Source organism: Nonomuraea sp. NPDC049624, from assembly GCF_040675255.1.
Lineage (GTDB): Bacteria > Actinomycetota > Actinomycetes > Streptosporangiales > Streptosporangiaceae > Nonomuraea.
Genome location: NZ_JBFAOR010000006.1, coordinates 31,265 through 57,697 on the forward strand (window position 1 = coordinate 31,265; position 26,433 = coordinate 57,697).

The window sequence follows — 26,433 nt, forward strand, 5'->3', positions numbered from 1 at the left end:
CGGACCCCGAACCCGGACTTCGAACCCGGACCCGGACCCGACCCCGAACCCGAATTCGGACCCCTGATCCGGACCCCGGACCCGGACCCGGACCCGGCGGATGGCACCGGTCGTTCGGCGGCCTTCCGTGCCGCACGGCCGTTCGGCGGGCCTTCGCCGTGCTCCTCAGTGGCCCTTGAAGGCCTCTTCCAGCCACCAGGAGCCGCGTTCGCCGGTGATCTTGGCGTGCACCAGCAGCGGGCGGTCCCTGGGCCCCTTGAGCCATTCGGCCACGCCCGCCAGCCCGGCGGCGTCCGTGACGGTCACCGCCGCGAACCCGTGGCCCCGGGCGATCGCGGCCAGGTCGGCGGGCGGGAAGCGGACCGTGCCGAGCGCATGCCCGTGCGGCCCGAAGTGGTGCACCTCCGCCCCGTACGCCTCGTCGTCGTAGACCACGACCACCATGGGCAGCCCCAGCCGGACGACGGTCTCCAGCTCGGCGATGCCCATGAGCGCGCCGCCGTCGCCCAGGGCGGCCACGGGGAGCCGGTCCGGACGGGCCAGGGCGGCCCCGATCGCGGTCGCCAGGCCGAGCCCGACCGACTGGAACGCCTGGGTGAAGCAGAACCCGCCCGCGTCCGGCACGTCCAGGAACATCGAGGGGTATCCCATGAAGTTGCCGGAGTCGACGGACACGACGCGCTCGCTCGGGAGCAGGTCGTCCAGGGCGATGGTGAGCGTTCTCGGGTCGATGCGGCCCGCGCCGCTCTCGTCCCGGTACGGCACCGCGCGCCAGCGCCCCTCGTCCCTGATCCGCCGGGCCAGCTCGGCCGACCGGTAGCCCGGCGCGGCGCCGCCCGGCCCGGTCAGGGCCGCCGCCACGGCGCGGACTTCCCCGACCACGCCCAGATCGGCCCGGACGTGCGCGCCGACGGCCGCCGGATCGAGGTCGACCTGGACCACCTCGGCCTCCGGCGCGATCAGCGTGCCGTGGCGGGTCGTCCACATGTTCAGGGCGCAGCCCCAGCCGACGATCAGGTCCGCGCCGCGGATCAGCTCGGCCGCCAGCGGGGTGGCGAAGCCGCCGCTCACGTCGAGGTCCCAGGGGCTGCCGCGGAACAGGCCCTTGGCGACGGCGGAGGTGGCCAGCAGGGCGCCGGTGCGGTCGGCCAGCGCCTCCAGCTCGCGGCGGGCGTGCCGGGCGCCGCGGCCCGCGACGAACACCGGCCGCCGCGCCCCGGCCAGCAGCCGCCGCAGCTCGGCCGTCGCGTCGTCCGGGGCTGCCCGGTCGGACTCCGCCGTCGCGTCGTCTGCGGCTGCCAGGCCGGACCCTGCCGTCGTGTCCCGCGCGGTTGCCAGGCCGGACTGTGCCGTCGTGTCCCGCGCGGCTGACCGGACGGGCCCGGCCGCGCCCGTCACGGCCGGTGCGGGCCCGAGGGGGCGCGAGGGGGCGGACTGCACGTCGAGCGGCAGGTTCAGCAGGACCGTGCGGCGTTCCCGCGAGGCCACGCGGAAGGCTTCGAGCGCCTGCTCCTCGGCCCGCGCGGCGTCCGTGAGGCGCATGGGGACCGCGCCCACCGCCGCGGCCAGGGCGTCCTGGTCGACGTGGAAGTTGGAGCGCGCGTCCGTCGCCTCACCGGCCAGGACGATCATCGGCGTACGGCTCTTGGCCGCCTCGGCGATCCCCGTCATCGCGTTGGTCAGCCCCGGCCCCTGGTGGACCGTGACGACGCCGACCTCGCCGCTCATCCGGGCGTAGCCGTCGGCCATGGTCGCCGCCCCGCCCTCGTGCCGCGCGGCGACGAACCGCACGCCGTGCCCGACCAGCGCGTTGGTGACGTGGAAGTTGCCGCTGCCGACCACCCCGAACGCCGTGCGGACGCCGCCGGCGGCCAGCGCCCGGCCGACCGCCGCGGCCGCCGTCTCCGGGACGGTCAACGTTCCACCAGGGCCAGGACGCGGACGGGGCTGCCGGAGCCGCCCACGATGGGCAGCGGCGGGGCGACCACGGCGGCCCCGGTCACCGGCAGGCGGTCGAGGTTGCGGAGCTGGGTCAGGCCGTACTTGCCCGCGCCGAGCAGGAAGGAGTGGCAGGGGAAGGGCGGGTCGAAGGAGTGGGCGGCCCCTGCGTCGGTGCCGACGGTCTCCACGCCGAGCCCGAGGATCGGGGTCTCGGCGGCCAGCCAGGACGCGCACTCCACCGAGATGCCCGGCGAGTGCGGGCCGGTCTCGTCGGCGTTGAGGAAGGCGGCCTGGTCGGCGGAGCGGGCGTCCCAGCCGGTGCGGTAGAGCAGCCAGCCGCCGTCGGGCAGCGGGCCGTTGGCGCGTTCCCATTCCTTGACGTGGTCGATCTGGAGGAGAAAGTCGGGGTCCTTGGCCGCCTCGGCGGCGAAGTCGAGCACGACCGCGGGCGCGATCAGGCTGCGTACGGGCACCTGGGAGACGTCCTGGCCGTCGCGGGCGGTCACCCAGTGGACGGGGGCGTCGAAGTGGGTGCCGGAGTGCTCGCCGGTGTGGATGTCGTTCCAGTACCAGGCGGGGCCGCGGTCGTCGTAACGGCTGATCTCCTCCAGCCGGAACGGGATGGTGTTGCCGAACGGCTCGGGCAACTGGAGGATCGGCGTCTCGGAGGACAGGGGCGCGGTGAGGTCGACCACCTCGATCGCACCGCCGCGCACGCTGTCCAGGAAGCTCTGCAACACCGACATGTCATCCTCCTTGTTGGGCTGAGCGCATCCTCCTCCAGCGGGACTCACCCGCGCAACGACGTGGGACGGCGGTCTTCACAGGTCGTCCCAGGCGGGTTGGGCGGCGGTGCCGCCGGCCGCGCGGGTGGACAACGACCCGCAGGCCACGGCCACGTCGAGGCATTCGCGCGGGCTCATGCCGCGCAGCCTGGCGGCGAGGTAGCCGGCGTCGAAGCTGTCGCCCGCGCCGACGGTGTCCACCGGTTCGACGAGCCTGGCCGGGGCCCGCGTCACCAGGCCGGACTCCCAGGCCAGCGCGCCGTCCGCGCCGTCCTTGACGACGACGGCCGGCCCGAGGGCGCCCAGCCGCGCCGCGACGGCCTCCAGCGGCCCGTCACGGACGCCGGACAGGCGGGCCGCGATCGCCCTGGCCTCGCCGGCGTTGGGCAGGAACACGTCGGTCGCGGCGAGCACGTCCGCCAGGCCGTCCCAGCGGCCGGCCGGGTCGTCGTTGGTGTCCAGCGAGGTCGTGGCGCCCGCCGCGCGCAGCTCCGCCAGCAGCGCGGGCAGCCCGTCCGCGAGTCCGGGCTGCAGGAAGTACGACGACACGTGCACGTGCCGGGCCAGCCCGCGCGGCACGTCCGCGGCGGTCAGGTACGGCAGGCAGCCGGGTGAGGTGAGGATGGCGCGGTCGGTCCCGTCGGCGAGCACGACGGTCATGGCCGTGGGGCGGGGGTCGGTGACGCAGTGGGAGACGTCCACCCCGCGTTCGGCCAGCGCGCCGAGCACGAAACGTCCCGCCGCGTCGTCGCCCACGCGGCCGGCGAAGGCGGTGCGCAGGCCGAGCCTGGCGGCCCCGCACGCGGTGATCGCCCCGGACCCGCCGAGGACCAGGTCGCCGCCCGCGACGAGCTGTTCGCGCTGGCCGTACGCCGGCTGGCGCGGCGCGCCCGCCAGCACGACGTCGGGATTGGCGTCGCCGACGACCAGGAGGTCGAACTCGGCGGCCACGGCCGTCACGCCTTTGTCCACTGTGCGCAGCCGGCGGTCTGGAACGCCTTGTCGCCCGGCTCGATGGTGACGCTCGCCGGGCCGGTCGGCGCGCCCGCGTTGATCACCGAGCCGAGGTCGGGGGACGTGCTGTTCAGCCGGGCCCAGAAGCAGTTCGTGGAGCCCGCGACGGGACCGGTCGTGCGGTACGTGCCGGGCTGCATGTCCACGCCCACGACGAACGTGCGCATCCCGGCCGTCGATCCGGGCTGCGCGGGTCCGGGCTGCGTGGGTCCGGTCTGGGCAGGGCCGGTCTGGGCGGGACCGGTCTGCGCGGGGCCGGTCTGCGCGGGACCGGTTTGGGCGGGACCGGTTTGGGCGGGACCGGTTTGGGCGGGACCGGTTTGGAGGGGGTCCGGCTGGAGAGGGCCGGTCTGCGGGGCGTCCGTCTGGGCGGGCTGGGTGGCGGGGCCGGAGGCCGAGGGCGGGCCGGTGCCCTCGACCGTCACCGTGACCCTGGGGGCCGGCGAGGCCGACGAGCCCTCCGCGCCGTACCCGACGAAGACGCCCAGGATGAAGGCCACCACGGCGGCCAGCCCGGACACGAGCAGGATGATCGGCGGACTGCTCGTCGCCCGAGGGGGCTCAGGGGGGCCGTACGTCACGGACCAAGGGTGCCATCCCCATCGACGCCCCTGTCAACGCCCCGGTCAGCGGTGGAGGTAGTCGACGAGCGACGCCTTCTCCGTCTCCAGCTCCTCGATCGCGCTCTTGACCACGTCGCCGATGCTGACGATGCCCACCAGGCGGCCGTTCTCGACCACGGGCATGTGGCGATGCCGGTGGGTGGTCATCGTGCGGCGCAGCTCGTCGACGTTATCGCCGGGCCCGGCCGTGCGGACCTCGGTCGTCATGATCGAGGAGACCGGCGCGTCGAGGATCTCGGGGCCCCGGTCGTGCAGCCGCCGCACCACGTCGCGCTCGGAGACGATCCCCTGGATCGTCGTGCCGTCGGTGGAGACGACGACCGCGCCGATGTTGTGGTCGGCGAGCTTGCCGAGCAGTTCCCGAACCGTCGCCGCCGGCGCCACCGTGGTGACAGCGTTTCCCTTGTTACGCAGGATCGTCCCGATGAGCATGTGCACCACCTCTGCTCCCGTTGTCCCCGGCCGAGGGCCGGCTTATGCCCGGTCCTCACAGGCAAACAACCGAGTGGGGACCCCGTCAAGCGGTCACGTAGGCTGACTTGCCGCATCTCCGACGACGTGGAAGGCATCGATGACCGAGCAGCTCAACACCGGAAGCCACGACCTGCCCATCACCCCGGAGCTGGCCGCGTTCATGCGCACCGGCTGGGCCGACACCCGGCGCACCGGCGTGACCGCGCTGCCGATCGCCCCCTGGGCGGCCCGGCGCAGGGCGGCGCTGGCCGCGCGCTTCCCCGGTGAGCGGCTGGTCGTCCCGTCGGGCACGCTCAAGGTGCGCAGCAACGACAGCGACTACCGGTTCCGTCCGCACAGCGCGTACTCCTACCTGACGGGCGCGGGCGAGCCCGGCGACGTGCTGGTCATCGAGCCGTCCGGGCAGGCCGTGCTGTACGTGCGCCCGCGCTCGCCGCGCGAGGAGGGCGAGGAGTTCTACCGCGACCGCCGCTACGGCGAGTTCTGGGTGGGCCGCAGGCCCGACCTGGCTGAGGCGTCGGAGTTGTACCAGATCGAGTGCGCGCACATCCGCGACCTGCGGCCGCAGGGCCCGGCCCGGGTGCTGCGCGGCGTCGACGCCTCCGTCGACGCGCTGGTGCCGGCGGGCGGCGGCGACGCCGAGCTGGAGGTGTTCCTGTCGGAGATGCGGCTGGTCAAGGACGAGTGGGAGGTCGGCGAGCTGCAGTCGGCCGTGGACGCCACCGTGCGCGGCTTCGAGGACGTCGTGCGCGCCCTGCCCGCGGCCCTCGGCCACCCGCGCGGCGAGCGTTACCTGGAGGGCGTCTTCGGGCTGCGCTCGCGCCTGGAGGGGAACGCGGTCGGCTACGACAGCATCGTGGCCTCCGGCGCCCACGCCTGCGTGCTCCACTGGATCCGCAACGACGGCGCGCTGGCCGAGGGCGACCTGCTGCTGCTGGACGCCGGCGTCGAGACCGACACCCTCTACACCGCCGACGTCACCCGGACGTTCCCGCTGTCGGGCCGGTTCACCGCTGCGCAGCGGCAGGCGTACGAGCTGGTGCTGGCCGCCCAGGACGCCGGCATCGCGGCGCTGAAGCCCGGCGCGAGCTTCCGCGACTTCCACCTGGCGGCCATGCGCGTCGTCTGCGAGGGCCTGCACGACTGGGGTCTGCTGAAGGACTCCCCCGACGCCCTCATGGAGTCGGGCCTGTACCGGCGCTACACGCTGTGCAGCAGCGGCCACATGCTCGGCCTCGACGTGCACGACTGCGCCAGGTCGCGGGCCGAGGTCTACCTCGACGGCGTGCTGGAGGAGGGCAACGTGCTGACGGTCGAGCCCGGCCTGTACTTCCAGCCCGACGACCTGACGCTGCCCGCCGAGCTGCGCGGCATGGGCATCCGCATCGAGGACGACCTGGTGGTCACCGCCGAGGGCGCCACCCTGATGTCCAAGGCGCTCCCCCGCCACCCCGACGAGATCGAGTCCTGGATGAACGTCGTCCGTTCGTGACGGCCCGGTCACTTTTCGTAGGTGGCTGACAAGGTGTGACCCGGGTCTCATAGCTTTTGCGCAAATTCCCGACAAGGCATCGACTACTAGACAACCCGTCAGTAAGGTGACTGATCCGTAGCCGGAGGTGGTCATGGCGGGTACACGCGTGCGGACGGGCGCCTGATGGCCCCGACCGGGTACGTCGGGCGCGCGGCCGGGTCGCTCCTGGGCCAGGTGGGCGAGCTGTTCGTCATCGTCCTGGAGGGCTTGCGCCGCACCTGGGACGTGCGGAACTGGTGGTGGGAGTTCGTCGACCAGTGCTGGTTCCTCGCCAAGGTCACCAGCGTCCCGGTGCTGCTCGTCTCCCTGCCGCTGGGCGCGACCGTGGCGCTGCAGGTGGGCGAGCTGGCCTGGCAGCTCGGCGCCGGCTCGGCCACCGGCAGCGCGGTGTTCGTCGGCCTCATCCGCGAGGTGGCGCCGCTGGCCAGCGCGCTGCTGATCGCCGGGGCCGGCGGCAGCGCGATGACCTCCGACATCGGCGCGCGGCACATCCGCGACGAGCTGAGCGCCATGGAGGTCATGTCGGTCAACCCCGTCCACCGCCTGGTCACGCCGCGCATGTGGGCCGCCTCCACGGTCGCGGTCTGCCTGTGCCCGCTGGTCATCCTGGCCGGCGCGAGCGGCGGCTACTTCTTCAACGTGGTGGTGCAGGGCGTCACGCCGGGCGCGTACTTCGACGGCGCGCTGTCCCTGGTCGTCGCCTCCGACCTGTACGTCACCCTGTTCAAGGCGTGGATCTTCGGCTTCGTCGCCGCCGCCGTGGCCTGCTACAAGGGCATGACGTGCGCGACCAGCCCGGTGGGCGTGGGACGGGCGGTCAACCAGGCGACCGTGCTGACGTTCATGCTGGTGTTCACGTTCAACTACGTGATCTCGGCCGTCTACTTCCTGGCCTACCCGCCGAGGTCGATGTGACGGCGGCGCCGGCGGCCGGGCCGGGGCTCGCCCGCCGCGGGCGGCGCCTGGCCGAGCGGCTCGCGACGCCGGCCGACTGGCCGCTGTTCGTGGGGAAGGTGCTCTTCTACTCCGTCCGCGACGTCGTCCTGCGGCTGCGTTACCGCAAGGTCGTGATCAGGCAGGTCAGCGACGTCGTGGTGGGGGTGGGCGCGACCGTCGTCGGCGGCGGCATGATCTTCGTGGTGTTCACGATGGCGTTCGTCGTGGGCGCGACCGTGGGCCTGCAGGGCTACCAGGGGCTGCAGGCCATCGGCGCGGAGTCGTTCGTGGGGCTGATCGGCAGCTTCGCCAACGTCCGCGAGATCACCCCGATCATCGCCGCGACCGCGCTGGCCGCGCAGGTGGGCTCGGCGTTCACGGCCGAGCTCGGGGCGATGCGCATCTCGGAGGAGATCGACGCGCTGGAGGTGATGGGCATCAACGCCTTCACCTACCTGATCTGCACCCGCGTGGTGGCGGCGCTGCTGGCACTGCTGCCGATCTACCTGATCGCGCTGTTCGCCAGCTTCTTCGCCACCCGCCTGATGTGCACGGCGCTGTTCGGCCTGGCGCCCGGCGCCTACGACTACTACTTCTACCTGTACCTGCCGGTCAGCGACATCGTCTACAGTCTGGTCAAGGTCGGGATCTTCGCCTTCGCCGTCATCGTGATCCACTGCTACCACGGCTTCCACGCCACCGGCGGGCCGGTGGGCGTGGGCGTGGCGGCCGGGCGCGCCATCCGCCAGTCGATCGTCACGATCGTGCTGCTGAACCTGCTGCTGTCGTTCCTGTTCTGGGGCGGCGGCGGCAACATTCCGCTGACGGGGTGAGCCGGTGTCCCGATCCGAACTTCCGCTCGCCGTCCGCCTCGGCATCGCCCTGGGCGTCGTCCTGACGCTGGCCGCGGCGACGTTCCTGGTCGTGCGCGGCGCCACCGAGGCGCGCGGCACCCGGATCGAGGCGGTGTTCGGCCGGGCCGGGCAGGGCATGGACACCAACTCCAAGGTCAAGATCCGTGGCATCACCGTCGGCGACGTGACGGACGTGACCCTGGACGCCAGGGGCCGGGCCGTGGTCACGATGCACCTCCAGCCCGGCGTGAAGGTGCCGCGGACCACCGTCGCGGCCGTCGAGCCGCTGTCGGTGTTCGGCCCGAAGATGATCGACCTGCGGCCGGGCCCCGGCGAGGCCACCGGGCCCTACCTGGGCAGCGGCGCGGTCATCACCCGCACCGAGGAGCCGCTCGACCTGTCCGGCACGCTCGGCGACGCCTACCGGGGCCTGGACGCCGTCGATCCCCGCGAGGTCACGGTCATCGTGCACACCCTGGCCAAGGGCCTGGACGGCGAGGGCCGCAACCTGCGCGAGCTGATCGGCGACGCCGGCACGGTCGTCGGCGTCGCCCACCGGCAGCGGGAGCGGGCCCGGCGGTTCCTGCACGACGCCGCCGCGCTCGGCACGGCCCTGTCCGACAAGGGCGACGAGCTGGTCTCGATCGCCTCCGACGCCGACGTCATCACCCCCGACCTGCTGCGGCGGGCCGACAAGGTGCGCGCCCTGCTCCAGGAGATCACCTCCGTCTCCGCGCTGGCCGCGCACGGCCTGCGCGCGCACCGCCAGGACCTGCGCGCGGCCGTGCACTCCGGCGAGCGCGTGGCCGCCCTCGTCTACGCCCAGCTCGGCCTGGCCGGTGACGGCGTACGCGGGCTGGGCAGGCTGGTGGACCTGCTCAACGAGCTGATCGAGACACCGGGGCCGGACGGCAGCGGCATGCTCCAGGTCGAGGCGTTCGTCGCCACCGACGTCTGCGAGCTGGTCGTCGGCGTCTGCGGCCGCACCGACGGGAGGCGCTGAGGTGGCGGTCTCCAGGACGCGGGTCGTGCGCAGGTGGACGTTCGTCCGGTTCGCCCTGTTCGTCGGCCTGACGATGTCGCTCATCGTGCTGATCGCCGTCCAGGTCGCCCGGGTCGGCACCGGCGGCGGCTACCGGCTGGTGGCCGCGTTCGACGACGTGTCGGGGCTGACCGAGGGCGACGAGGTCAAGATCGCCGGAGCGCCGGTCGGCCGGGTGCGGTCGATCGAGGTGGTGGCCGGCCGGGCGGAGGTCACCCTGGAGGTGCGGGACGAGGTCCGGGTGCCCACCGACACCGAGGCGGCCGTACGCTGGCGCAACGCCATCGGCCAGCGCGTGGTCTACCTGCTGCCGGGCACCGCGCCGGGCCGGCTGGCGCCGGGGTCGCGCATCGTGCGCACCTCGTCCGTGGTGGACGTCGGCGAGCTGGTCGGCGACCTCGGCCCGCTGACCCGCAGCCTGGACCCCGAGCAGATCAACCGGCTCCTCACCGCCGCGGCCAGGTCGCTGAAGGGCAACGACCGGAACATCCCGCGGCTGCTGGACAACGTCGACGCCGTCACCGGCACGCTCAGCGAGCGCAGGGCGACCATCGAGAAGCTGCTGAAGGACTACGCGACGGTCACCGGCGTGGTGGCCCGGCGCGACCGGCAGATCGAACGGCTGGTGGACGACCTGGTGACGCTCTCGGAGGCGTTCGCCGGCAACCGCGAGCTGGTGGACGACGCCCTCGTCGAGCTGTCGGCCACCTTCCGCACCTCCGACGAGGTGATCGGGAAGAACGCCGGCGAGCTGGGCCGGGTGGTGGAGAACCTGTCCGGGCTGACCGGCGGCATCCGGCGGCACGTCCGCGAGATCGACCGGACGGTCAGCACGTTCCAGCCGCTGTTCGCCCGCGCGTACTCGACCGTGGACCGCGGGCACTACTTCATCACCGCCGTGCCCTGCCTGGCGCTGGGCCCCTCGCCGTGCCCGTACCCCATGCGGTCGCCGCCGCCGTTGCGCAACACCCGGGTCCAGAGCGAGAAGGACCTGCGCAGGCTGCTGGTGGGCCGGTGATGGCGGTCAGGTCGTTCCGGGACCGGAACAAGGTCGTGGTGGGCCTGGTGTCGGTGGCCGTGCTGGGCGCGCTGCTGGTCGCCACGTTCCTGGTCGGCAACCTGGGACTGCTGGAAGGCGGCTACTACGTGTCGGGCGTCTTCGTGGACTCGGGCGGCCTGCGCACCGGCAACGACGTGCGGGTGGCCGGGGTGCGGGTCGGCAAGGTCACCGAGGTGCGCGCCGACTACGCCCGGGGCAACGTGGTCGTCACCTGGAAGGTGGACGACGGCGTGCGGCTCGGCCGGTCCACCCGCGCCGACATCGCCCTGTCGAACCTGCTCGGCGGCCGCTACGTCAAGCTCACCGGCCCGGTCGCCGCCCCGTACCTCGACCAGCTCCCCGAGGCGCGGCGACGCATCCCCGTGGACCGGACCGGGGTGCCGACGCTCGTCAACGACGCGGTCAACGACGCCACCCGGCTGGTCCGGCGGCTCGACACCGACGCCGTGGACGACCTGCTCACCGAGCTGGGCAGGATCGACACCTCCCGGCGCGGCCGGGTGAGCAGGCTGCTGAAGAACATCGGCGACCTGTCGGACACCGTGAGCAGGAGCGAGCCGCAACTCCAGCGGCTGCTCGACAACGGCACGAAGATCATGGACGTGCTGGAGCGGAAGGACCGCCAGCTCGGCCGGCTCATCGACGCCGTCCAGATCATGCTGAACGAGCTGCGCGCCCGCAGGAAGGAGCTGCGCACCCTGCTCGGCGACGGCAGCGGCCTGGTGCGCAGCACCACCCGCCTGATCGACGAGCACGAGCGGGCCCTGATCCGGATCCTGGACGACACCTCGGCCGTCACCAGCCGCCTCAGCGGCAGCGGCGAGCGGCTCAACTCGCTGCTGGCCTGGGCGGGCCCGACGTTCTCCGGCCTGGCCACCATGGGCGGTCAGGGGCCGTGGCTGGAGGCCGTGGCCACCGGACTCGGCCCGATCGACCCCGAGGTGCTGGCCGCCGTGGCCAAGGACAGGAAGGGCGACCGATGAGACGACTCCTGCCGGTCCTGCTGGCCGGGACGCTGCTGGCGGCGAACGGCGGCTGCTCGGTGCTGGGCGAGCAGCCGTACCGGCTGGTGGCGGTCTTCCGCAAGACGCCCTCCCTGTACGAGCAGGCCCGGGTCAAGGTCATGGGGCTGGACGCCGGGCGCGTGGAGAAGATCCGCATCGACGGCGACAAGGTACGGGTCGAGCTGCTGGTCGACCGCGAGGTGCCGCTGCCGGCCGGGGTCAAGGCCGTGGTCGCGCCGCAGAACACGCTGGGCGAGCGCAACGTCGTGCTGTACCCGCCGTGGAAGCCGGGCGACCGGCGGATCGCGCCCGGCGCCGTCATCCCGCCGGAGCGCACCGAACTGCCCGTGGAGATCGACGACGCCCTGGCCGCCTTCACCAGGCTCACCGACGCCCTCGACGGCGAGAAGCTGGGCGACGTGGCCGGCAACCTGGCCGACGGCCTACGGGGGCGCGGCCGGACGATCAACGCCGCGATCGACGGCACCGCCCGCCTCACCGACACCCTGGCCCGCCAGGACGAGCAGCTCGTCGCCCTGGCCAAGGGCCTGAACCGGCTCGCCACCGGCCTCAACAGGCGGCAGGACCAGGTGACCGGCGCGATCGACTCCTTCGCCGAGGCCGGCGCGATCCTGGCCGAGGAACGGCAGCGCCTGCGCGGCTTCGTCGCGGACATGGCGGGCTTCGTCCGGCGCGGCGACCTGATCATCGAGGCCTACTCCGCACGCCTGCCGCGGGCCGCGAGCACGCTGGCCGAGCTGGTGCTGACGGTCCGGGCCAACAGCGAGTCCATGGCGCGGGCGGTCAAGGGCGCGGCCGACCTGGCCGACGTGCTGATCGACTCCTGGGACCGGGACCAGCACGTGCTGAAGATCCGCGTCGTGCTCAACGCGATGACCAGGACCTGGCTGACGCCGCTGTTCCAGGCGCTGAACCTGGGCGAGGTGCCGTGCCTGCCGGCCGGGCTGAGCAACTGTCCCTTCGAGCGGAAGAGGGCCGCCCGATGAGGGCCCGCCCGCTGCTCGCGCTGGTGCTCACCGCGCTGGTGCTCACCGCGTCCTGCTCGTTGCGCACGCTCGGCGCGACCACCGGCGACCTGACGCTGAACGCCACCTTCGACGACGTCCAGAGCCTGGTGGCCGGGCACAGCGTGCAGATCGCCGACGTCCGGGTGGGCACGGTGACCGGCATCCGGCTGGAGGGATACCGGGCCAGGGTGACGATGTCGATCCAGTCCGCGCACCGGGTGCCCGTGGGCAGCACCGCGACCGTGGCCAAGACGTCCGTGCTGGGCGAGAACTACGTCCTGCTCAGCCCGCCCGCGGGCCGGGACCTGGCCACGGGCCCGTACCTGGCGGACGGGGCCACGATCGCCGACACCTCGGTCGAACCGGACATCGAGCAGGTCACCGCCAAGGCCGGCCCGCTCGTCGAGGCGCTCGGCGCCCAGGACGTCAACGCGATCCTGGACGCCGCCTCCACCGCGTTCGCCGGCAAGGGCGCCGACGTCAACCAGCTGATCCGGCGCACCGCCGAGGTCACCGACGCCTACGCCGCGGCCCGGCGGGACCTGGCGACCGGCATCGACGCGCTGGCCAGGCTCGGCGACGACCTCGCCGAGGGCAGCGACGAGCTGGACCGGCTGCCCGGCGTCCTGGCCGCCGCCACCAGCCGCGTCGCGCACGGCCGCAAGCACGTCAAGCGGGCCGTCGTGGCGCTGACCGAGCTGGCCAGGGAGGCCAACCTCACCGTGTACCCGCGGCACGCCGCCCGGCTGCGCACGCTGCTGCGCGAGCTGGAGGCCGTCTCCTCGGCCATGCAGCGGGGCAAGGACGACCTCAAGGGGCTGGTGGCGCGGATCCAGGCGTTCATCGACGCGCCGCCGATCACGGTCAACGGCCAGGTGCTGATCTACGTCTGGCTGAAGGGCCTGCTGCTGCCCCGGAACAAGGGGGCCGAGGCCGCGAGGAAGGCCGCCGACCGGCTGAGCGACTTCCGCCTGCTGTGGGAGCCGCCGCGATGAGGCACCGGGTGCACCTGAACGTCGGCTTCTTCGTGCTGCTCGGCGTGGTCATGACGATCTGGGCGTTCAGCACGATCATCCGGCTCGACGTGATCGAGCGGCCGTACCGGGTGTCGGCCGAGTTCGCCTCCTCCCCCGGGCTCGTACGCGGCTTCGACGTGGCGTACCTGGGGGTGCGGGTCGGCAGGATCGGCGACGTGCGGCTGGCGCCGGGGAAGATCGTCGTCGGGCTGGACATCGACAAGGAGATCAGGCTGCCCAAGGACAGCACGGCCGAGGTGCGCCGCAAGTCCGCGGTCGGGGAGCCGTACGTGGAGCTGTCGCCGCCCGCCCGCGGCGTGGGCGGGGCCTCCCTCGCGCCCGGCGACACCATCCCGCTGTCGCGGACCGCCGTGCCGCTGGACTACCGCAAGCTGTTCGAGGGCGTGGGCAGGCTGCTCGACGCGGTGCCCGCCGGCGACGCCGAGACGATCACCCACGAGCTGGCCACCGCCCTGGACGGGCGCGCGCCCGCGATCAGGGCCGTCATCGAGAACGCCCACGACCTGACCGCCACCCTGGCCGACGACTCCCGGACCCTCGACGACCTGTCGGTGCAGCTCACCCGGCTCACCCACACGCTGGCCGGCCGGAAGGACCGGCTGGCCGCCGGCATCACGGACCTGAGCGCGGTCACGGGCTCGCTGCGGGCCTCACGTACGGACCTGAACGCCTTCCTCGACCAGGGCCCCGGCGTGTTCGCCCGGCTCGACGCGGCGATCAGGAGGTCCAGGCCCGGGTTCTCCTGCCTGCTGACCGCCGCCGGGCTGCCGCACCGACCGGCCTTCTCCGCCGCGACCGAGAAGGACGTGCACCACCTGCTGAGCGTCATGCCGACCGCGCTGAGCCTGGCCGACGACATCAGCGAACGGCAGGGGGACACTGTGTACGGCAAGGCGTCGTTCATCTTCAGCGTGCCCGGCGGGCCGACCCCGGCCGAGGAGTACGCGGGCCCCGTCGGCCCGCCCCACGTCCCCCGGCTCGCCACCTGCCCCTCCCCCACCCCCGCCGGCACCTCGCACGAAACCTCCAGGGCCACCCAGCACACCCCCGCCAGCCCGGACCCCGGCGCGTCGAGGACGGACCGGGACACCGGCGGGCCCGACGCCGAGGGCCCGAAGGCCGTCAAGAAGAAGTCCGGCGCGCCCGAGCCGCCGTCCCCGGCGTCGTCGAGCAGCGTGGCCGCCGCCGGCGACGCGTCCCGTACCCCACCGAGCCCCACGCCGCTGATTGTCGCGATCTTCCTCGCCGTCGTGGTGAGTGGTGGCATCGTGGGCTGGATCGCGGCGGGCCGGGCAGCCCGCCGCCGTGAGGAGTCACCATGACCACCGACCACCACCTCACCGCCCCGGACACCGTTCCCGACACCGAGGCCCCCGCTGAGGCTCCCGCTGAGGCCCCCACGGAGATCCCCACCGAGGCCGCGGGGGACGGGCCGGTGTCGGGGACGGCCGCGGGTGGGCGGTTCACGCGGACGCGGGTGTTCGGCGCGCTGGCGGCGATGCTGGCGGCGGCCGTCGCGGCCACGGCCGTGCTGCAGTGGATCGACGCCTCCCGGGCCCGGGACGCGCTGGCCCGCCTGGAGAGCGAACGCGCCCTGCGCCTGGAGGTCTCCGGCGCCGCGAGCGCCTTCAGCCAGGCCCTGCTCAGCTACGACTACAAGGACCTCCAGAGCACCCGCTCGACCCTGTCCGCCCAGGCCACGGGCGACTTCCAGGCCACCTACGACGCGGCGTTCGGCGGCGCGATGTCCCAGGTGATCGTCAAGCTCAAGGCCGTCTCCCAGGCCAAGGTCCGCGAGGTCTACCTGGCCGACGCCGACGAGGCCACCGCGCACGCCATCGTCGTCGTGGACCAGCAGGTGAACACCGCCCAGGCGATTCGCTCGGTGAAGGATTCGCACCTTAAGATCACGCTTGTGAAGCAGAAGGGCGCCTGGAAGGTCCAGGACGTGACCGTGCTCGGCGCGGCCTCGGAGGACCAGTACAAGCTCGACGACCCCGCGGCGAAGAAGGACTGACGATCGTCCCCCTGGCGATGGGCGGCCGACCCGAAGAGGTGCGCGCCCCCGAGACGTGGCTGACCGAGGCCGAGCGCGAACGCGCCGACCGGTTCGTCTTCCCCGCCGACCGCGCCTGTTTCGTCGCGGCCCACCTGCTCGTACGCCTATGCGCCGCGGCCGTGCTCGACCTCCCGCCGGAGGGGCTGACCCTGTTGCAGCACTGCGAGGTGCACGGCCCCGGCCACGGCAGGCCGTACCTGCGCGAGGCCCCCGGCCTGGGCGTGAGCTTCAGCCACACCCGCGGCTACGTGTGCGCCGCGGCCGGCCCCGGCCGGGTCGGCGTGGACGCCGAGCACGTGCCGCCGGGCCCGCTGAACGAGGGCCTGGCCGACCACGCGCTCACCCCCGCCGAACGCGCCCTGGTGACCGGCAACGACGACCTGATCCGCCACTGGACCCGTAAGGAAGCCCTGGTCAAACGCGGCGAGCTCACCCTGGACGAGCTGCGCACGACCGGCGTCGACCCGCTGCCGGTCGGCCACCTGCTGGAATGGCGGGCCGCCCCGGACATCAGGGTCGCCGTCGTCACCGACACGCCGGCCGAACGCATTCCCGTCCCGTCGTTCCGAGGGCCCGGCTAGGGACCGTTTCTCGGATCAGGTTCGGAGCCGGACGAGCAGGGCGGCCAGGCGGTGGGGCCGTCCTCCGGCAGGCACGCTGTCAGGCCGGGTGCGTGGGCATCCCGCCGGGACGAAGGGCGGCCGCCGCGGGACCGGCCGGGACGGCGGGGGTTCGCGGCCAGGTCCAGGCGGAGCGCAGGACGAAGGCCAGGAGCAGCACCTCGATTCCGATGGAGAGGCCGTAGAAGGGGGCCCACTCCCAGGACTCCCCCACCGCGTTGAACACCGAGTAGGGGATGTAGAGCGATGCGACGACGAGGTTCGCAGCGCGGTTCACCCGGGCGGGCAGCGTCATGGAGAGCATCACCATCAGGGCCGGGATCGCCACGGACGCGAGCATCATGGTCAACAACGTCGGGCTGACGTCGAACTCGAAGACGACGCCGGCACGGAGGTTGTCGATGACGCCGGGCTTGTGGAGGTGGAAGTAGTCGACGTAGATGTAGAGGAACATGAAGCTGGTCCATGCGGCGGCGAGCTTGGCGTGCACGGGGACCGACCGGTTGTCGAGCAGGTTCGGGGTTTTCGCTCGGATGGTCATCGGTTCTTCTTTCGGGAGAAGCGGTCCCGCAGCCGGACTGGCGGCAGGGATGTACCGAGGCCGCGCCCACCTGGACGAGCACATCGCCTCGACCGGGCAGCGGTAGCCCGGGCCTCGGCCGACTCGAGCACTGGGGGCAGGCCGTAACGGTGCCGGCCGGCGGCCCGCATCGTCGTCGCCGCGGCCGGACTCGTCCCCGGTATCAGGCGTGCTCCGGCACTCGATCGCTGTTCGGTTCCCACAGCAGCCTCCTCACGTCCGAGCTACGACTCCGGCTGGTTCGTACATCGTACGTCGTACGCTGTACTACAGGTAGTACGCTGTACCATGACCGTGCGCCGGACGATTGTCAAGCCGCTCGAGCGCGCGAGAGGAGACCCGTGTCCGCGAGGGAACAACGCCAGGGGACGTCGGACGCGGCGCTGAGCAGGCAACGGGTGGTGGCCGAGGCGGTCCGGCTCGCCGACCGCGAGGGGGTCCACGGGCTGAGCATGCGCCGGCTGGCCGGCGCGCTCGGCGCGGGCGCGATGTCGCTCTACTACTACGTGGCGAGCAAGGAAGAGTTGCTGGACGCCATGATCGACCTCGTGTTCGAGGAGATCGAGCTCCCGCCCGAAGAGACCGACTGGCAGTCGGCGATGCGACGCCGGGCGGCATCCGCCCGGCAGGTTCTCGCACGCCACCCGTGGGCGATCGGCCTGATGGAGTCGCGGACATCGCCGGGGCCCGCGAACCTCCGCCACCGCGAAGCGGTCACCGCCTGCCTGCGGCGGGCCGGCTTCCCGGTCCTGATGGCGACGCACGCCAACTGGCTGCTCGACAGCTATGTCTACGGTTTCGCCCTGCAGGAAGCCAGCCTGCCGTTCGACACCCCCGACGAGTTCGCGGACATGACCGAGGACGTCTTCCTGCCCCAGCTTCCTGCTGACGAGTTCCCCTACCTCAACGAGTCCGCCGCGGTGCTCGCCGCTGCCGGCTACGACCCGGCGGAGGAGTTCACCTTCGGCCTCGACCTCGTCCTGGCCGCCCTCGAGCGCCTGAGAATGCCTGCGTGAGCCTCCGTCCGGTGACGTCGCTAGCGGCGGCGGGTGGGGGTGGGGTCCAGGAAGACGAGGGTGACGCCGGAGAAGCGGTCGCGCAGCCGCCGGTCGATCTCGTCGCAGGCGATCTCCACGCCCGCCGCGCTCGCCTCGTCCCGGAAGTCGATTTTCGCGGCGACCATGATGGAACCCGGCCCGATCATCATCGTCAGCAGCTCGACCACGTCGTCCACCTCGGGCTGGGCCAGCAGCACTGCGCGGATGCCGACCTCGATCTGCCTGGGGGCGGCCTGGCCGATCAGCAGCGACAGGTTCGACTGGATCAGGATGAGCGCGACCACCAGCAGGAGCAGGCCGATGGCGACCGAGGCCGCGCCGTCCCACAGGGCCGAGCCGGACCACTGCGAGCCGAGCAGCCCGAGCGCCGCGATCACCAGGCCGACCAGCGCGGCGGCGTCCTCGAACAGCACGGCCTTGAGCGCGGTGTCGGACGTGATGCGCACCAGCCGCGTCGGACGCACCTTGTACCTGCCGGCCTCGGCGCGCAACTGCGAGTACGCCTTGGTGAACGAGATGCCCTCGATCACGAACGAGACGGCCAGCACGACGTAGGACGGCGTGAGGTTGCCCAGCTCCTCGCCGTGGCTGATCTCGTGCAGCCCGTGGGTGACGGAGAACCCCGCCCCGCCGACCAGCGTCGCGACCGCCGCCATCATCGCCCAGAAGAACCCCGCCTTGCCGTAGCCGAACGGGTGGCGCTCGTCCGGCGGCTTGCCCGCCCGGCGTACGGAGACCAGCAGCAGCAGCTCGGTCATCGTGTCGGCGGCCGAGTGGGCCGCCTCGGACAACATCGCGGCCGAACCGCCGATCAGCCCCGCGACGAGCTTGGCCAGGGCGATGGTCAGGTTCGCGGCGCCCGCGACCAGCACGGTCGCCAGGCTCTCCCCCGACTTCTCCTCCATCAGCTCACTGTACGGCGGCCCTGCGCGACGGCCCCCCGCAGGTAGCCGCATCGTCGGGGGCGTGCGATAGATTGGGGATCATGAGCGCGCCCCGCTGGCTTTCCCCCGCCGAACAGCGTGCCTGGCGTACGCATCTCGCGCTGCACAAGCTGCTCATGCACCGCCTCGACCGGGAGCTGCAGGAGCACCAGCTCTCGCTGAACGACTACGAGATCCTGGTCAACCTCTCCGAGAGCCCCGAGCGGCGCATGCGGATGAGCGACCTGGCCGACGCCACGATCCAGTCGCGCAGCAGGCTGTCGCACCAGATCTCCCGCATGGAGGCCAAAGGGCTGGTCACCAGGGAAGACTGCCGCGACGACCGGCGCGGCACGTTCGCCGTCCTGACCGACGAGGGCTGGGCCACGATCCAGCGGGTGGCGCCCGACCACGTCGCGAGCGTGCGCGAGCATTTCGTCGACCGGCTCACCGACGACCAGCTGGAAGCCCTGGAGCAGGCGTTCGGGCCCATCGTCGACCATCTGAAGAAGCTGCGCTGAGGCCCAACCGATATCGGCGACGGCTCACCGGCGTTCCCGGGCGCTCGCTACGATCCGCTCATGCTCCGAAAGCTGCTGATCGTTGTCGTGCTCGCGCTGATGCCGGCCTGCTCCGCGGGTGGCGGCGGGGGTGACGAGCTCCCCGCCGGGCCCGACCTGATGAAGAAGTCGTCGGAGGCCATGAAGGCCGTCAGGTCGGCCGGTTTCTCGATCGCCACGGAGGGCAAGCCCCAGGTGCCGCTCAAGAAGGCCGACGGCAGGCTCACCTCGGCGGGCGACGCCGACGGCACAATCACGCTGGAGGTGCTGGGCACCCTGCAGGAGATCACCTTCGCCGTGATCGGCGACACCGTGCACTTCAAGGGGCCGACCGGCGGCTTCCAGACGATGACCAGGCAGCAGCTCGCCCAGTTCTACGACCCGTCGGTGATCCTCAACCCGGCCAAGGGCATCGCGCAGCTGCTCGCCTCGGCGACCGACCCCAGGGTGGAGGCGGTCGAGGACGGCTCGTACCGGGTGGCCACGACGTTCTCCGGGCAGGTCGTCGGGCAGATCGTCCCGGGCGTCACGCAGGGCGTCAACGGCAAGGTCTGGATCGACAAGGCCACCAACCGGCTCACCAAGGTGAGCCTGCCGCTGCAGAACGGCACGGTGACGGTGACGTTCAGCGACTACGACGCGCCGGTCACGATCACGCCGCCCCCGTCCGGGTGAGCCGGGTGAGCCGGGTGAGCCGGAACGTCCCGGCGGACCGCGCCCGCCGGGTCGCGCTCGGCGCGGGCGGCGCGGTGGTGCTGCTGGCCGCGCTCGACGCCTACGTGGTCGTGACGGTCCTGATGGACATCGCCCACGACGTCGGCGTGCCGCAGAACCACCTGGAGCGGGTCACGCCGGTCGTCACCGGGTTCCTGCTCGGCTATGTCGCCGCGATGCCGCTGCTCGGCCAGCTCTCCGACCGTCACGGCCGGCGGCCCCTGATCCACGCCTGCCTGGCGGCGTTCGCGCTCGGCTCGGTGCTGACCGCGCTGGCGGCCGGTGAGGCGATGGTGGTGTCGGGCCGTACGGTCCAGGGCGTGGCGGGCGGGGCGCTGCTGCCGATCACGATGGCGCTGATCGGCGACCTGTGGGAGGCGCGCGACCGGCCGCTCGCGCTGGGCGCGGTGGGCGCGGCGCAGGAGCTGGGCAGCGCCCTCGGCCCCCTGTACGGCGGCGTGCTGGCGCTGGTCCCGCCGGTCGCCGTCGCGGGCGTGGAGCTGGGCGGCTGGCACGCCATCTTCTGGGTCAACGTGCCCCTCGCCGCCCTGGCCGCCGTCGCCGTGCAGCGTACGGTCCCGGCCGGGCCGCCGTCCGGCACGGCCCGCGTCGACGTCGTCGGGGGTGCGCTGCTGGCGCTGGCGCTGGCCCTCCTGGTCGTCGGCCTGTACAACCCCGACCCGGCCACGACCGTGCTGCCGCCGTGGGGGCCGCCGGTGATCGCGGCCGGCGCGGTGGCGGGCGGCGTGTTCGTCTGGTGGGAGATCCGCTCCCCCGTCCGGCTGCTCGACCTGTCGGCCGCCCGCAAGTCACCGCTGCTGGCGACGCTGGGCGTGAGCTTCCTGGCGGGCGCGGCCCTGCTGGTGACGATGGTGTTCGTGCAGTTCGCCGCCCAGACGCTGCTGGACAAGGACGCCCTGGGCGCGGCGCTGGTCCTGGCCCGGTTCCTCGGCGCGCTGGCCGTGGGCGCGCTGCTCGGCGGCGTGCTGGCCCGGCGGGCCGGCGAACGCGCGGTGGCGGTGCCCGGCCTGCTGCTCGCCGCGGCCGGATACTGGCTGATGAGCCGCTGGCCGCTCGACCTGGCCGCAGCGGGCCTGGCCGTGGACGCCGACCTGGTCGTGGCGGGGCTCGGCCTCGGGCTGGTGATCGCGCCGGTCTCGTCGGCGGTCCTGCGGGTGAGCCCGGCCGTCCAGCACGGCGTCGCCTCGGCGGCGGTCGTGGTGGCCAGGATGATGGGCATGCTCGTCGGCGTGGCGGGCGTGTCGGCGTGGGGCTTCCACCGGTTCCAGTCGCTGACCGCCGACCTGGACACGCCGCTGCCGTTCGGCGTGGACGCGCAGACCTACCAGCGGCGGCTGGCCGACTACCTGGCCCAGGTCGACGCCGCCCTGCACGTCGAGTACACCGAGATGTTCCTGCTCACGGCGTTCGTCTGCCTGCTGGGGGCGGCGGTGGCGCTGCTCATGCCCCGCCGCGCCCTGCCGGAGGCGGCGCCCGCCCTCGCGGACGCCGCCCCCGACCCCGAATCCTGACCGCGGATCAGGCGGCGCCGCCGGTCAGGGCGACAGGCGGTGCAGGTCGCGGGGGAAGGCGGTGGTCTGCCGGATGTTGGCGGCGCCGGTCAGCCGGGCCGTCCAGCGTTCCAGGCCGAGCGCGAACCCGCCGTGCGGCGGCATCCCGTACCGGAACGCCTGGAGGTAGCCCTCGTACGGCTCCACGTCCCCGTCCAGGGCCTGGACGTAGTCGTCGTACCGGTGCAGGCGCTGGCCGCCGGTCACCAGCTCCAGGCCCCTGAACAGCAGGTCGAAGCCGTTGGAGTAGCCCGCTCTGGCCGGGTCGGGATGGGTGTAGAACGGCCGCTTGGACATCGGGTAGCCGGTGACGAACAGGAACTCCGACCCGTGCTCGCGCAGCGCCCAGTCCGACAACCACCGTTCCTGGGCCGGTGACAGGTCGGGCTCGTCCTCGCCGGTCAGCCGCTGGGCCTCGGTGAAGTGCACGGCCGGGATCTCGGCGGGCACGGCCGGCAGCACGGCCCCGGCCGCCTCGACGGCTGATCCGGCCCGGCGGCGCACCGACTCGACCATGCCGGCGACGACCTCCCGCAGCACCGCCATCACGTCCCGGTGGTCGGCCACGAACCCCAGCTCGGCGTCGAGGCTGGTGTACTGGGCCAGGTGGCGGACGGTGTCGTGCGGCTCGGCGCGGAAGACCGGCCCGACCTCGTAGACCCGCTCGAACACCCCGACCATCGTCTGCTTGTAGAACTGCGGCGACTGCGCGAGGTAGGCGCGGCGGCCGAAGTAGTCGATGCCGAAGACGTTCGCGCCGGACTCGGTGGCCGAGGCCACGATCTTGGGCGTGTGGATCTCGGTGAACCCGAGGCCGTCCAGCGTCTCGCGGAACCCGGCCACGCTCGCCGCCGAGATCTCCAGCGGCGCCCGCAGCAGCGGATGCCGCAGCGCGACGGGCGCGTGGTCGAGGACCGTCGGCAGCGTCGCGGCCACGACCGGCCGGTAGAGGTCGAACGGCGGCGCCTGCGCGGGCTCGGCCAGGACCTCGATCTCCGGCCCGGTCAGCTCGACCCCGCCGGGAGCCTGCCCGGCCGGGGTCACGGTGCCGGTGACCCGGACGACGCTCTCCTCCGGCGGCAGCTCCCCGTCCGCGCTGACCACCTGGGCCAGCCCGGCACGGTCGCGTACGACCAGGAAGGAGACGGATTTCAGGTGCCGGCGGCGATGGACCCAGCCGGCGATCGTCACTCGTCGGCCGGCGTGCTCAGCGAGCGACGCCGACAGGACACGAGAGATCATTACAGCTCCTCTGCAGGAAATGCATGACCCCTTGGGAGTGCGGGGGAGAAGGGAGCTCCCGGTGCCACCGCACTTTCGCCGCCCCGCGAGGGGCGGCCTCCACGACCCGGTGACGGGGGTCAGCCGGCGGGGCATTTCCTCCCCGCACTCAGGAGTGTCTTCACCAGCGGACACGGGACCGCCTTCACAGCTGCCGGCGGCTCTCTGGGCCCGTGCGGCCCGCTGGCTACTCGTCTCCGTCCACGTGTTGCCGTAGATGATACGGCAACGCCGTTACTTGTCCTTCTTGGGGCGCTTCTCGCGGATCTTCATCGTGACGTCGATCGGCGACCCGGCGAACCCGAACTCCTCACGGATGCGCCGCTCGATGAAGCGCCGGTAGGTGTCCTCCAGCCAGCCGGAGGTGAACAGCACGAACTTGGGCGGCTCGACGGACGCCTGCGTGGCGAACAGGATCTTCGGCTGCTTGCCACCCCGGACGGGCGGCGGCGTCGCGTGCACCAGCTCGGTGAGGAACGCGTTGAGCCGCGCCGTCGGGACCCGGGTGGACCAGGAGTCGAGCGCCTTCTCCAGCGCCGGCACCAGCCGGTCCATGTGGCGGCCGGTCTTGGCGGAGATGTTCACCCGCAGCGCCCACGGGGTGCGCACGAGCTGCCGGTCGATCTCCTTCTCCAGGTAGTAGCGGCGGTCTTCGTCGACGAGGTCCCACTTGTTGAAGGCCACCACCATGGCCCGCCCCGACTCGATCACCAGGCCGATGATCCGCAGGTCCTGCTCGGTGAGCGGCTCGCTGGCGTCGATCAGCACGATCGCCACCTCCGAGCGCTCCAGCGCGGCGCGGGTGCGCATGGCCGCGTAGAAGTCGGCGCCCTGCAGCTCGCGGTCGCGCCGCCGGATGCCGGCGGTGTCGACGAAGCGCCAGGTGCGCCCGCCCAGCTCGATCAGCTCGTCGACCGGGTCGCGGGTGGTGCCCGCCATCGGGTCGACCAGCACCCGCTCCTCCCCCGCCAGCTTGTTGAGCAGCGAGGACTTGCCCACGTTGGGCTTGCCGAGCAGCGCCACGCGGGCCGGGCCGCGCTCGCCGCCGAAGGTCAGCTGCGGCGTCTCGGGCAGCGCGTCGAGCACCACGTCGAGCAGGTCGCCGCTGGAGCGGCCGTGCAGTGCCGAGACCGGGTAGGGCTCGCCCAGCCCGAGCGACCACAGCGCGGCGGCCTCCAGCTCCAGCTGCTGGTTGTCGACCTTGTTGGCGGCCAGCAGCACCGGCTTGCCCGACTGGCGCAGCACCGCGCCCACGATCTCGTCGGCGTCGGTGGCGCCCACGGTGGCGTCGACCACGAACACGATCACGTCGGCCAGCTCGACGGCGACCTGGGCCTGCTCGGCGATGCGCAGGTTCATGCCGGTGGCGTCGGGGTCCCAGCCGCCGGTGTCGACGACGGTGAAGCGGCGGCCGCGCCAGTTGGCGTCGTAGGTGACGCGGTCGCGGGTGACGCCCGGCACGTCTTCCACGACCGCCTCGCGGCGGCCGATGATGCGGTTGACCAGCGTGGACTTGCCCACGTTGGGGCGGCCCACGATGGCCACGACCGGCAGAGGCGTGGTGTCGCCGTGCTCGGTGACTTCCAGCTCGTCGAGGTCAGCCTCGACCCAATCCCCCGTTGACATGGTTGTTCATCCTTAGGTGAGTACCGCACCTGGAGGTCAGGTGCGCTCCTTGACCAGCCTCAGCACCTCCGCGATGACCTCTTCGAGGTTCAGCGCGGTGGTGTCGAGCTCGACGGCGCCATCCGCCATCGAGAGTGGGTCCGTCTTACGTGTCGAGTCCAGGGTGTCACGCCGGGCCATGGCGGCCTGCTGCGCCTCCACCGTGGAGCCGGCCAGCTCGGCGCTCCTGCGGCGGGCGCGGGCCTCGGCGCTGGCCGTCAGGTAGACCTTGACGGGCGCGTCGGGGCAGACGACCTTGCCGATGTCGCGGCCCTCGACCACGATGTCACCGGCGGCGGCGATCTCCCGTTGCAGCGCGACCAGCCGCCTGCGCACCTCGGGGACGGCGGCCACGGCGGAGACCGCGCCGGTCACCTCGGCCTCCCGGATGGGCCCGCCCACGTCGACGCCGTCGACCAGGATCGCGGGGCCCTCGGGGTCGGTGCCGGAGACGATGGACGGCTCGCCGCAACGGGCCGCGATCGCCTCGGGATCGGCCAGGTCGACGCCCTGCCGGAGCATCCACCACGTCATCGCCCGGTACATGGCCCCGGTGTCGAGGTAACGCAGGCCCAGCGCACGGGCGACCCCGCGCGACACGCTCGACTTGCCCGACCCCGAAGGACCGTCCATGGCGACGACCAGACCGGACACGGCCTCTCCCTCTTCACGTGTGTTTCCCCAACCTGAAGAGGCTACCGCCTCCGGTCAGTCCGCGATCCAGCTCCCGTGGAAGCCGAGCGGGACCCTGGCGGGCAGGTGCACGACCGCGACCGGCTCGCCGGTGAAGTCCTGGGCCGACAGGATCACCAGGTCGGCCGCTCCCCTGGCCGGGTCGTTGACGTAGGTGAGCAGGTAGCCGTCGTCCTCGGCGGCGCCGGAGGGCACGAAGACCGGCTCCCCCACGTACGCGCCGCGCCCGAACCGCCGCGCCTCCTGCGTGCCGCGTTCCAGGTCGTGCTTGATGAGCGTGTTGTCGAACGCCTCGTCCGGCAGGTCCTCCAGCTCGGCGGCCGGGTAGATCACGTCGTGCAGGTCGGCGGCGGCAGCGGTGTAGCCGTAGCGGTACGGGCTGCCGGTGCGGCGCTCGTCGATGCGGGGGAACTCCTGGGGACGGTCGTCCAGGCGGGTGGTGGTGACCCGGCCCGCGACGGGGTCGATGCGCCACCGGTCGAGCGTGGGGGCGCCGCCGAGGTCGAGCCGGGCGTCCACGAACCGCTTGGGGTAGCGGACGACGTCCACCACGACCTGGTCGCCGTCGTCGTAGGCGTTGAGGGTGTGGAAGACCCAGCACGGGTCGATCTCCACCCACCGCACGTCGCCGGTCTCGCGGGAGAGCAGGCCGAGCCGGGCGGGCCGGGCGTCGTCCCACGCGTACGGCAGCGGCGCGCCGCGCTCGGCGTGGGCCATGCTGAGCGTGACCGGCAGGTCGTAGATCACGACGTGCCGGCGGGTCAGCGCGAAGTCGTGCAGCATCGGGCGGTCGGCGACCGGGATGTCCCTGACCTGGGCGACCACGCCCTTGGGGTCGATCACGATGTGCTGGTGGTGGTCCCAGCCGGCGAAGTAGGCCATCGCGTGCAGCTCGCCGGTGACCGGGTCGAGGTGGGTGTGGGCGGCGTACCCGCCGGGCAGGCCGCCGACGAAGTCGCACGCGCCGACCGTGTCGAGCTCGTAGCTCAGCTCGTACGGCAGCCCGCCCGCCTCGACGGTCGCGAACGTGCGCCCGGCGATGCCGATGACGTGCGTGTTGGCCGCGAAGTCCATGCCCGCGTGCACCGGGCCCGGCGCCGGCGGCTCGCCCAGCCGGCGGGCCACCTCGGCGTTGCGCACCCACCGGTTGCGGTACCACTCGGCCCGCCCGCCGCGCAGCCGCACGCCGTGGACCATGCCCTCCCCCATGAACAGGTGGGTGGCGGCCGGGTCGTCGAGGCTGAGCGGGTTGGGGCCGTTGCGCAGGTAGCGGCCGTCGAGCTCGGCGGGGATGCGGCCGGTGACCTCCAGGTCGAAGGCCGTGATCTCCTCCGTCGCGGGTGCGAAGCCGTTGCGGAAGGGGGTGCTGGTCATCGT

26 protein-coding genes are annotated in these 26,433 nt (G+C 72.9%); 15 read left to right on the forward strand and 11 right to left on the reverse strand.

Annotated features, from left to right (window positions below; translation table 11 throughout):
• Positions 1-165 precede the first annotated feature (165 nt).
• The 5 genes from AB0J76_RS24810 to AB0J76_RS24830 all read right to left on the reverse strand — a co-directional run bounded on the left by AB0J76_RS24810 (position 166) and on the right by AB0J76_RS24830 (position 4,795).
• A complete protein-coding gene (locus AB0J76_RS24810; protein ID WP_352321863.1) occupies positions 166-1,917 on the reverse strand; it encodes a thiamine pyrophosphate-binding protein in 1,752 nt (583 codons plus the stop codon).
• Entirely contained in the window at positions 1,914-2,687 is a 774-nt protein-coding gene (locus tag AB0J76_RS24815) for a cyclase family protein (protein ID WP_352321865.1), read from the reverse strand. The genes AB0J76_RS24810 and AB0J76_RS24815 overlap by 4 nt, the downstream gene beginning before the upstream one ends.
• 75 nt (positions 2,688-2,762) lie before the next feature.
• A complete protein-coding gene (locus tag AB0J76_RS24820) occupies positions 2,763-3,686 on the reverse strand; it encodes a carbohydrate kinase family protein (protein ID WP_352321867.1) in 924 nt (307 codons plus the stop codon).
• Positions 3,683-4,321 carry a hypothetical protein gene (locus tag AB0J76_RS24825; RefSeq protein WP_352321869.1) on the reverse strand — a complete coding sequence of 213 codons (639 nt, stop codon included), beginning with the start codon at positions 4,319-4,321 and terminating at the stop codon, positions 3,683-3,685. The genes AB0J76_RS24820 and AB0J76_RS24825 overlap by 4 nt, the downstream gene beginning before the upstream one ends.
• 45 nt (positions 4,322-4,366) lie before the next feature.
• Positions 4,367-4,795 (reverse strand): CBS domain-containing protein, encoded by a 429-nt coding sequence (locus AB0J76_RS24830; protein ID WP_352321871.1) that lies wholly within the window; start codon positions 4,793-4,795, stop codon positions 4,367-4,369.
• A gap of 139 nt (positions 4,796-4,934) precedes the next feature.
• On the opposite strand from AB0J76_RS24830, the gene AB0J76_RS24835 reads away from it, so the two are divergent.
• The 11 genes from AB0J76_RS24835 to AB0J76_RS24885 all read left to right on the forward strand — a co-directional run bounded on the left by AB0J76_RS24835 (position 4,935) and on the right by AB0J76_RS24885 (position 15,972).
• Positions 4,935-6,329 (forward strand): aminopeptidase P family protein, encoded by a 1,395-nt coding sequence (locus AB0J76_RS24835; RefSeq protein WP_352321872.1) that lies wholly within the window; start codon positions 4,935-4,937, stop codon positions 6,327-6,329.
• A gap of 165 nt (positions 6,330-6,494) precedes the next feature.
• Positions 6,495-7,286: an ABC transporter permease gene (locus AB0J76_RS24840; RefSeq protein WP_352321874.1), complete on the forward strand. Its 792-nt coding sequence runs from the start codon at positions 6,495-6,497 to the stop codon at positions 7,284-7,286.
• A complete protein-coding gene (locus AB0J76_RS24845) occupies positions 7,283-8,140 on the forward strand; it encodes an ABC transporter permease (RefSeq protein ID WP_352321876.1) in 858 nt (285 codons plus the stop codon). Before AB0J76_RS24840 ends, AB0J76_RS24845 begins: the two co-directional genes overlap by 4 nt.
• Before the next feature lie 4 nt (positions 8,141-8,144).
• Positions 8,145-9,164 (forward strand): MCE family protein, encoded by a 1,020-nt coding sequence (locus AB0J76_RS24850; protein ID WP_352321877.1) that lies wholly within the window; start codon positions 8,145-8,147, stop codon positions 9,162-9,164.
• A gap of 1 nt (position 9,165) precedes the next feature.
• Complete coding sequence (locus AB0J76_RS24855) at positions 9,166-10,221, forward strand: MlaD family protein (protein ID WP_352321879.1); 1,056 nt, start codon at positions 9,166-9,168, stop codon at positions 10,219-10,221.
• Complete coding sequence (locus tag AB0J76_RS24860) at positions 10,221-11,246, forward strand: MlaD family protein (RefSeq protein WP_352321881.1); 1,026 nt, start codon at positions 10,221-10,223, stop codon at positions 11,244-11,246. Before AB0J76_RS24855 ends, AB0J76_RS24860 begins: the two co-directional genes overlap by 1 nt.
• The gene (locus AB0J76_RS24865; RefSeq protein ID WP_352321883.1) at positions 11,243-12,274 is read left to right on the forward strand and encodes an MCE family protein; all 1,032 of its coding nucleotides are present in this window, start codon (positions 11,243-11,245) and stop codon (positions 12,272-12,274) included. Before AB0J76_RS24860 ends, AB0J76_RS24865 begins: the two co-directional genes overlap by 4 nt.
• A complete protein-coding gene (locus AB0J76_RS24870) occupies positions 12,271-13,290 on the forward strand; it encodes an MCE family protein (RefSeq protein ID WP_352321884.1) in 1,020 nt (339 codons plus the stop codon). The genes AB0J76_RS24865 and AB0J76_RS24870 overlap by 4 nt, the downstream gene beginning before the upstream one ends.
• Positions 13,287-14,654, forward strand: a complete 1,368-nt coding sequence (locus AB0J76_RS24875) for an MCE family protein (protein WP_352321886.1) — start codon at positions 13,287-13,289, stop codon at positions 14,652-14,654. Before AB0J76_RS24870 ends, AB0J76_RS24875 begins: the two co-directional genes overlap by 4 nt.
• Positions 14,651-15,349, forward strand: coding sequence for a hypothetical protein (locus tag AB0J76_RS24880; protein ID WP_352321887.1), 699 nt, complete (start codon positions 14,651-14,653; stop codon positions 15,347-15,349). The genes AB0J76_RS24875 and AB0J76_RS24880 overlap by 4 nt, the downstream gene beginning before the upstream one ends.
• Positions 15,350-15,366: 17 nt before the next feature.
• Positions 15,367-15,972 carry a 4'-phosphopantetheinyl transferase superfamily protein gene (locus tag AB0J76_RS24885; RefSeq protein ID WP_352321889.1) on the forward strand — a complete coding sequence of 202 codons (606 nt, stop codon included), beginning with the start codon at positions 15,367-15,369 and terminating at the stop codon, positions 15,970-15,972.
• Between the two features lie 79 nt (positions 15,973-16,051).
• Here the strand turns inward: AB0J76_RS24885 and AB0J76_RS24890 are convergent, their stop codons facing one another.
• Entirely contained in the window at positions 16,052-16,552 is a 501-nt protein-coding gene (locus tag AB0J76_RS24890) for a DUF6326 family protein (protein ID WP_352321891.1), read from the reverse strand.
• A gap of 380 nt (positions 16,553-16,932) precedes the next feature.
• Here AB0J76_RS24890 and AB0J76_RS24895 point away from each other — a divergent pair, with 380 nt between their 5' ends.
• Positions 16,933-17,607, forward strand: a complete 675-nt coding sequence (locus tag AB0J76_RS24895) for a TetR/AcrR family transcriptional regulator (RefSeq protein WP_352321893.1) — start codon at positions 16,933-16,935, stop codon at positions 17,605-17,607.
• 20 nt (positions 17,608-17,627) lie between these two features.
• Here the strand turns inward: AB0J76_RS24895 and AB0J76_RS24900 are convergent, their stop codons facing one another.
• Positions 17,628-18,554 (reverse strand): cation diffusion facilitator family transporter, encoded by a 927-nt coding sequence (locus AB0J76_RS24900; protein ID WP_352321895.1) that lies wholly within the window; start codon positions 18,552-18,554, stop codon positions 17,628-17,630.
• An 80-nt stretch (positions 18,555-18,634) separates the two neighbouring features.
• Between AB0J76_RS24900 and AB0J76_RS24905 the strand changes: the two genes are divergently transcribed.
• The 3 genes from AB0J76_RS24905 to AB0J76_RS24915 are packed head-to-tail and all read left to right on the forward strand — an operon-like array spanning position 18,635 to position 21,378.
• Entirely contained in the window at positions 18,635-19,093 is a 459-nt protein-coding gene (locus AB0J76_RS24905; RefSeq protein WP_352321897.1) for a MarR family transcriptional regulator, read from the forward strand.
• 60 nt (positions 19,094-19,153) lie between these two features.
• Positions 19,154-19,807, forward strand: coding sequence for an LppX_LprAFG lipoprotein (locus AB0J76_RS24910; RefSeq protein ID WP_352321899.1), 654 nt, complete (start codon positions 19,154-19,156; stop codon positions 19,805-19,807).
• A gap of 14 nt (positions 19,808-19,821) precedes the next feature.
• Positions 19,822-21,378: an MFS transporter gene (locus AB0J76_RS24915; protein WP_352321900.1), complete on the forward strand. Its 1,557-nt coding sequence runs from the start codon at positions 19,822-19,824 to the stop codon at positions 21,376-21,378.
• A gap of 24 nt (positions 21,379-21,402) precedes the next feature.
• Here AB0J76_RS24915 and aspS read toward each other — a convergent pair whose 3' ends face one another.
• The 4 genes from aspS to AB0J76_RS24935 all read right to left on the reverse strand — a co-directional run bounded on the left by aspS (position 21,403) and on the right by AB0J76_RS24935 (position 26,430).
• Positions 21,403-22,659 (reverse strand): aspartate--tRNA(Asn) ligase, encoded by a 1,257-nt coding sequence (aspS, locus tag AB0J76_RS24920; RefSeq protein WP_352321902.1) that lies wholly within the window; start codon positions 22,657-22,659, stop codon positions 21,403-21,405.
• A gap of 273 nt (positions 22,660-22,932) precedes the next feature.
• Positions 22,933-24,324, reverse strand: a complete 1,392-nt coding sequence (gene der, locus AB0J76_RS24925; protein WP_352321904.1) for a ribosome biogenesis GTPase Der — start codon at positions 24,322-24,324, stop codon at positions 22,933-22,935.
• Positions 24,325-24,360: 36 nt separating this feature from the next.
• Complete coding sequence (gene cmk, locus AB0J76_RS24930) at positions 24,361-25,017, reverse strand: (d)CMP kinase (protein ID WP_352321906.1); 657 nt, start codon at positions 25,015-25,017, stop codon at positions 24,361-24,363.
• Between the two features lie 54 nt (positions 25,018-25,071).
• On the reverse strand, positions 25,072-26,430 hold the full coding sequence (locus AB0J76_RS24935; RefSeq protein ID WP_352321907.1) for a carotenoid oxygenase family protein: 1,359 nt from the start codon (positions 26,428-26,430) through the stop codon (positions 25,072-25,074).
• Positions 26,431-26,433: the final 3 nt, after the last annotated feature.

Coding starts and splice junctions, on each gene's coding strand:
- AB0J76_RS24815 (WP_352321865.1), bottom strand. CDS start 2,687: ATGTCGGTGTTGCAGAGCTTCCTGGACAGCGTGCGCGGCGGTGCGATC.
- AB0J76_RS24830 (WP_352321871.1), bottom strand. CDS start 4,795: ATGCTCATCGGGACGATCCTGCGTAACAAGGGAAACGCTGTCACCACG.
- AB0J76_RS24835 (WP_352321872.1), top strand. CDS start 4,935: ATGACCGAGCAGCTCAACACCGGAAGCCACGACCTGCCCATCACCCCG.
- AB0J76_RS24840 (WP_352321874.1), top strand. CDS start 6,495: ATGGCCCCGACCGGGTACGTCGGGCGCGCGGCCGGGTCGCTCCTGGGC.
- AB0J76_RS24860 (WP_352321881.1), top strand. CDS start 10,221: ATGGCGGTCAGGTCGTTCCGGGACCGGAACAAGGTCGTGGTGGGCCTG.
- AB0J76_RS24865 (WP_352321883.1), top strand. CDS start 11,243: ATGAGACGACTCCTGCCGGTCCTGCTGGCCGGGACGCTGCTGGCGGCG.
- AB0J76_RS24870 (WP_352321884.1), top strand. CDS start 12,271: ATGAGGGCCCGCCCGCTGCTCGCGCTGGTGCTCACCGCGCTGGTGCTC.
- AB0J76_RS24875 (WP_352321886.1), top strand. CDS start 13,287: ATGAGGCACCGGGTGCACCTGAACGTCGGCTTCTTCGTGCTGCTCGGC.
- AB0J76_RS24880 (WP_352321887.1), top strand. CDS start 14,651: ATGACCACCGACCACCACCTCACCGCCCCGGACACCGTTCCCGACACC.
- AB0J76_RS24885 (WP_352321889.1), top strand. CDS start 15,367: ATGGGCGGCCGACCCGAAGAGGTGCGCGCCCCCGAGACGTGGCTGACC.
- AB0J76_RS24890 (WP_352321891.1), bottom strand. CDS start 16,552: ATGACCATCCGAGCGAAAACCCCGAACCTGCTCGACAACCGGTCGGTC.
- AB0J76_RS24900 (WP_352321895.1), bottom strand. CDS start 18,554: ATGGAGGAGAAGTCGGGGGAGAGCCTGGCGACCGTGCTGGTCGCGGGC.
- AB0J76_RS24905 (WP_352321897.1), top strand. CDS start 18,635: ATGAGCGCGCCCCGCTGGCTTTCCCCCGCCGAACAGCGTGCCTGGCGT.
- AB0J76_RS24910 (WP_352321899.1), top strand. CDS start 19,154: ATGCTCCGAAAGCTGCTGATCGTTGTCGTGCTCGCGCTGATGCCGGCC.
- aspS (WP_352321902.1), bottom strand. CDS start 22,659: ATGATCTCTCGTGTCCTGTCGGCGTCGCTCGCTGAGCACGCCGGCCGA.
- der (WP_352321904.1), bottom strand. CDS start 24,324: ATGTCAACGGGGGATTGGGTCGAGGCTGACCTCGACGAGCTGGAAGTC.
- AB0J76_RS24935 (WP_352321907.1), bottom strand. CDS start 26,430: ATGACCAGCACCCCCTTCCGCAACGGCTTCGCACCCGCGACGGAGGAG.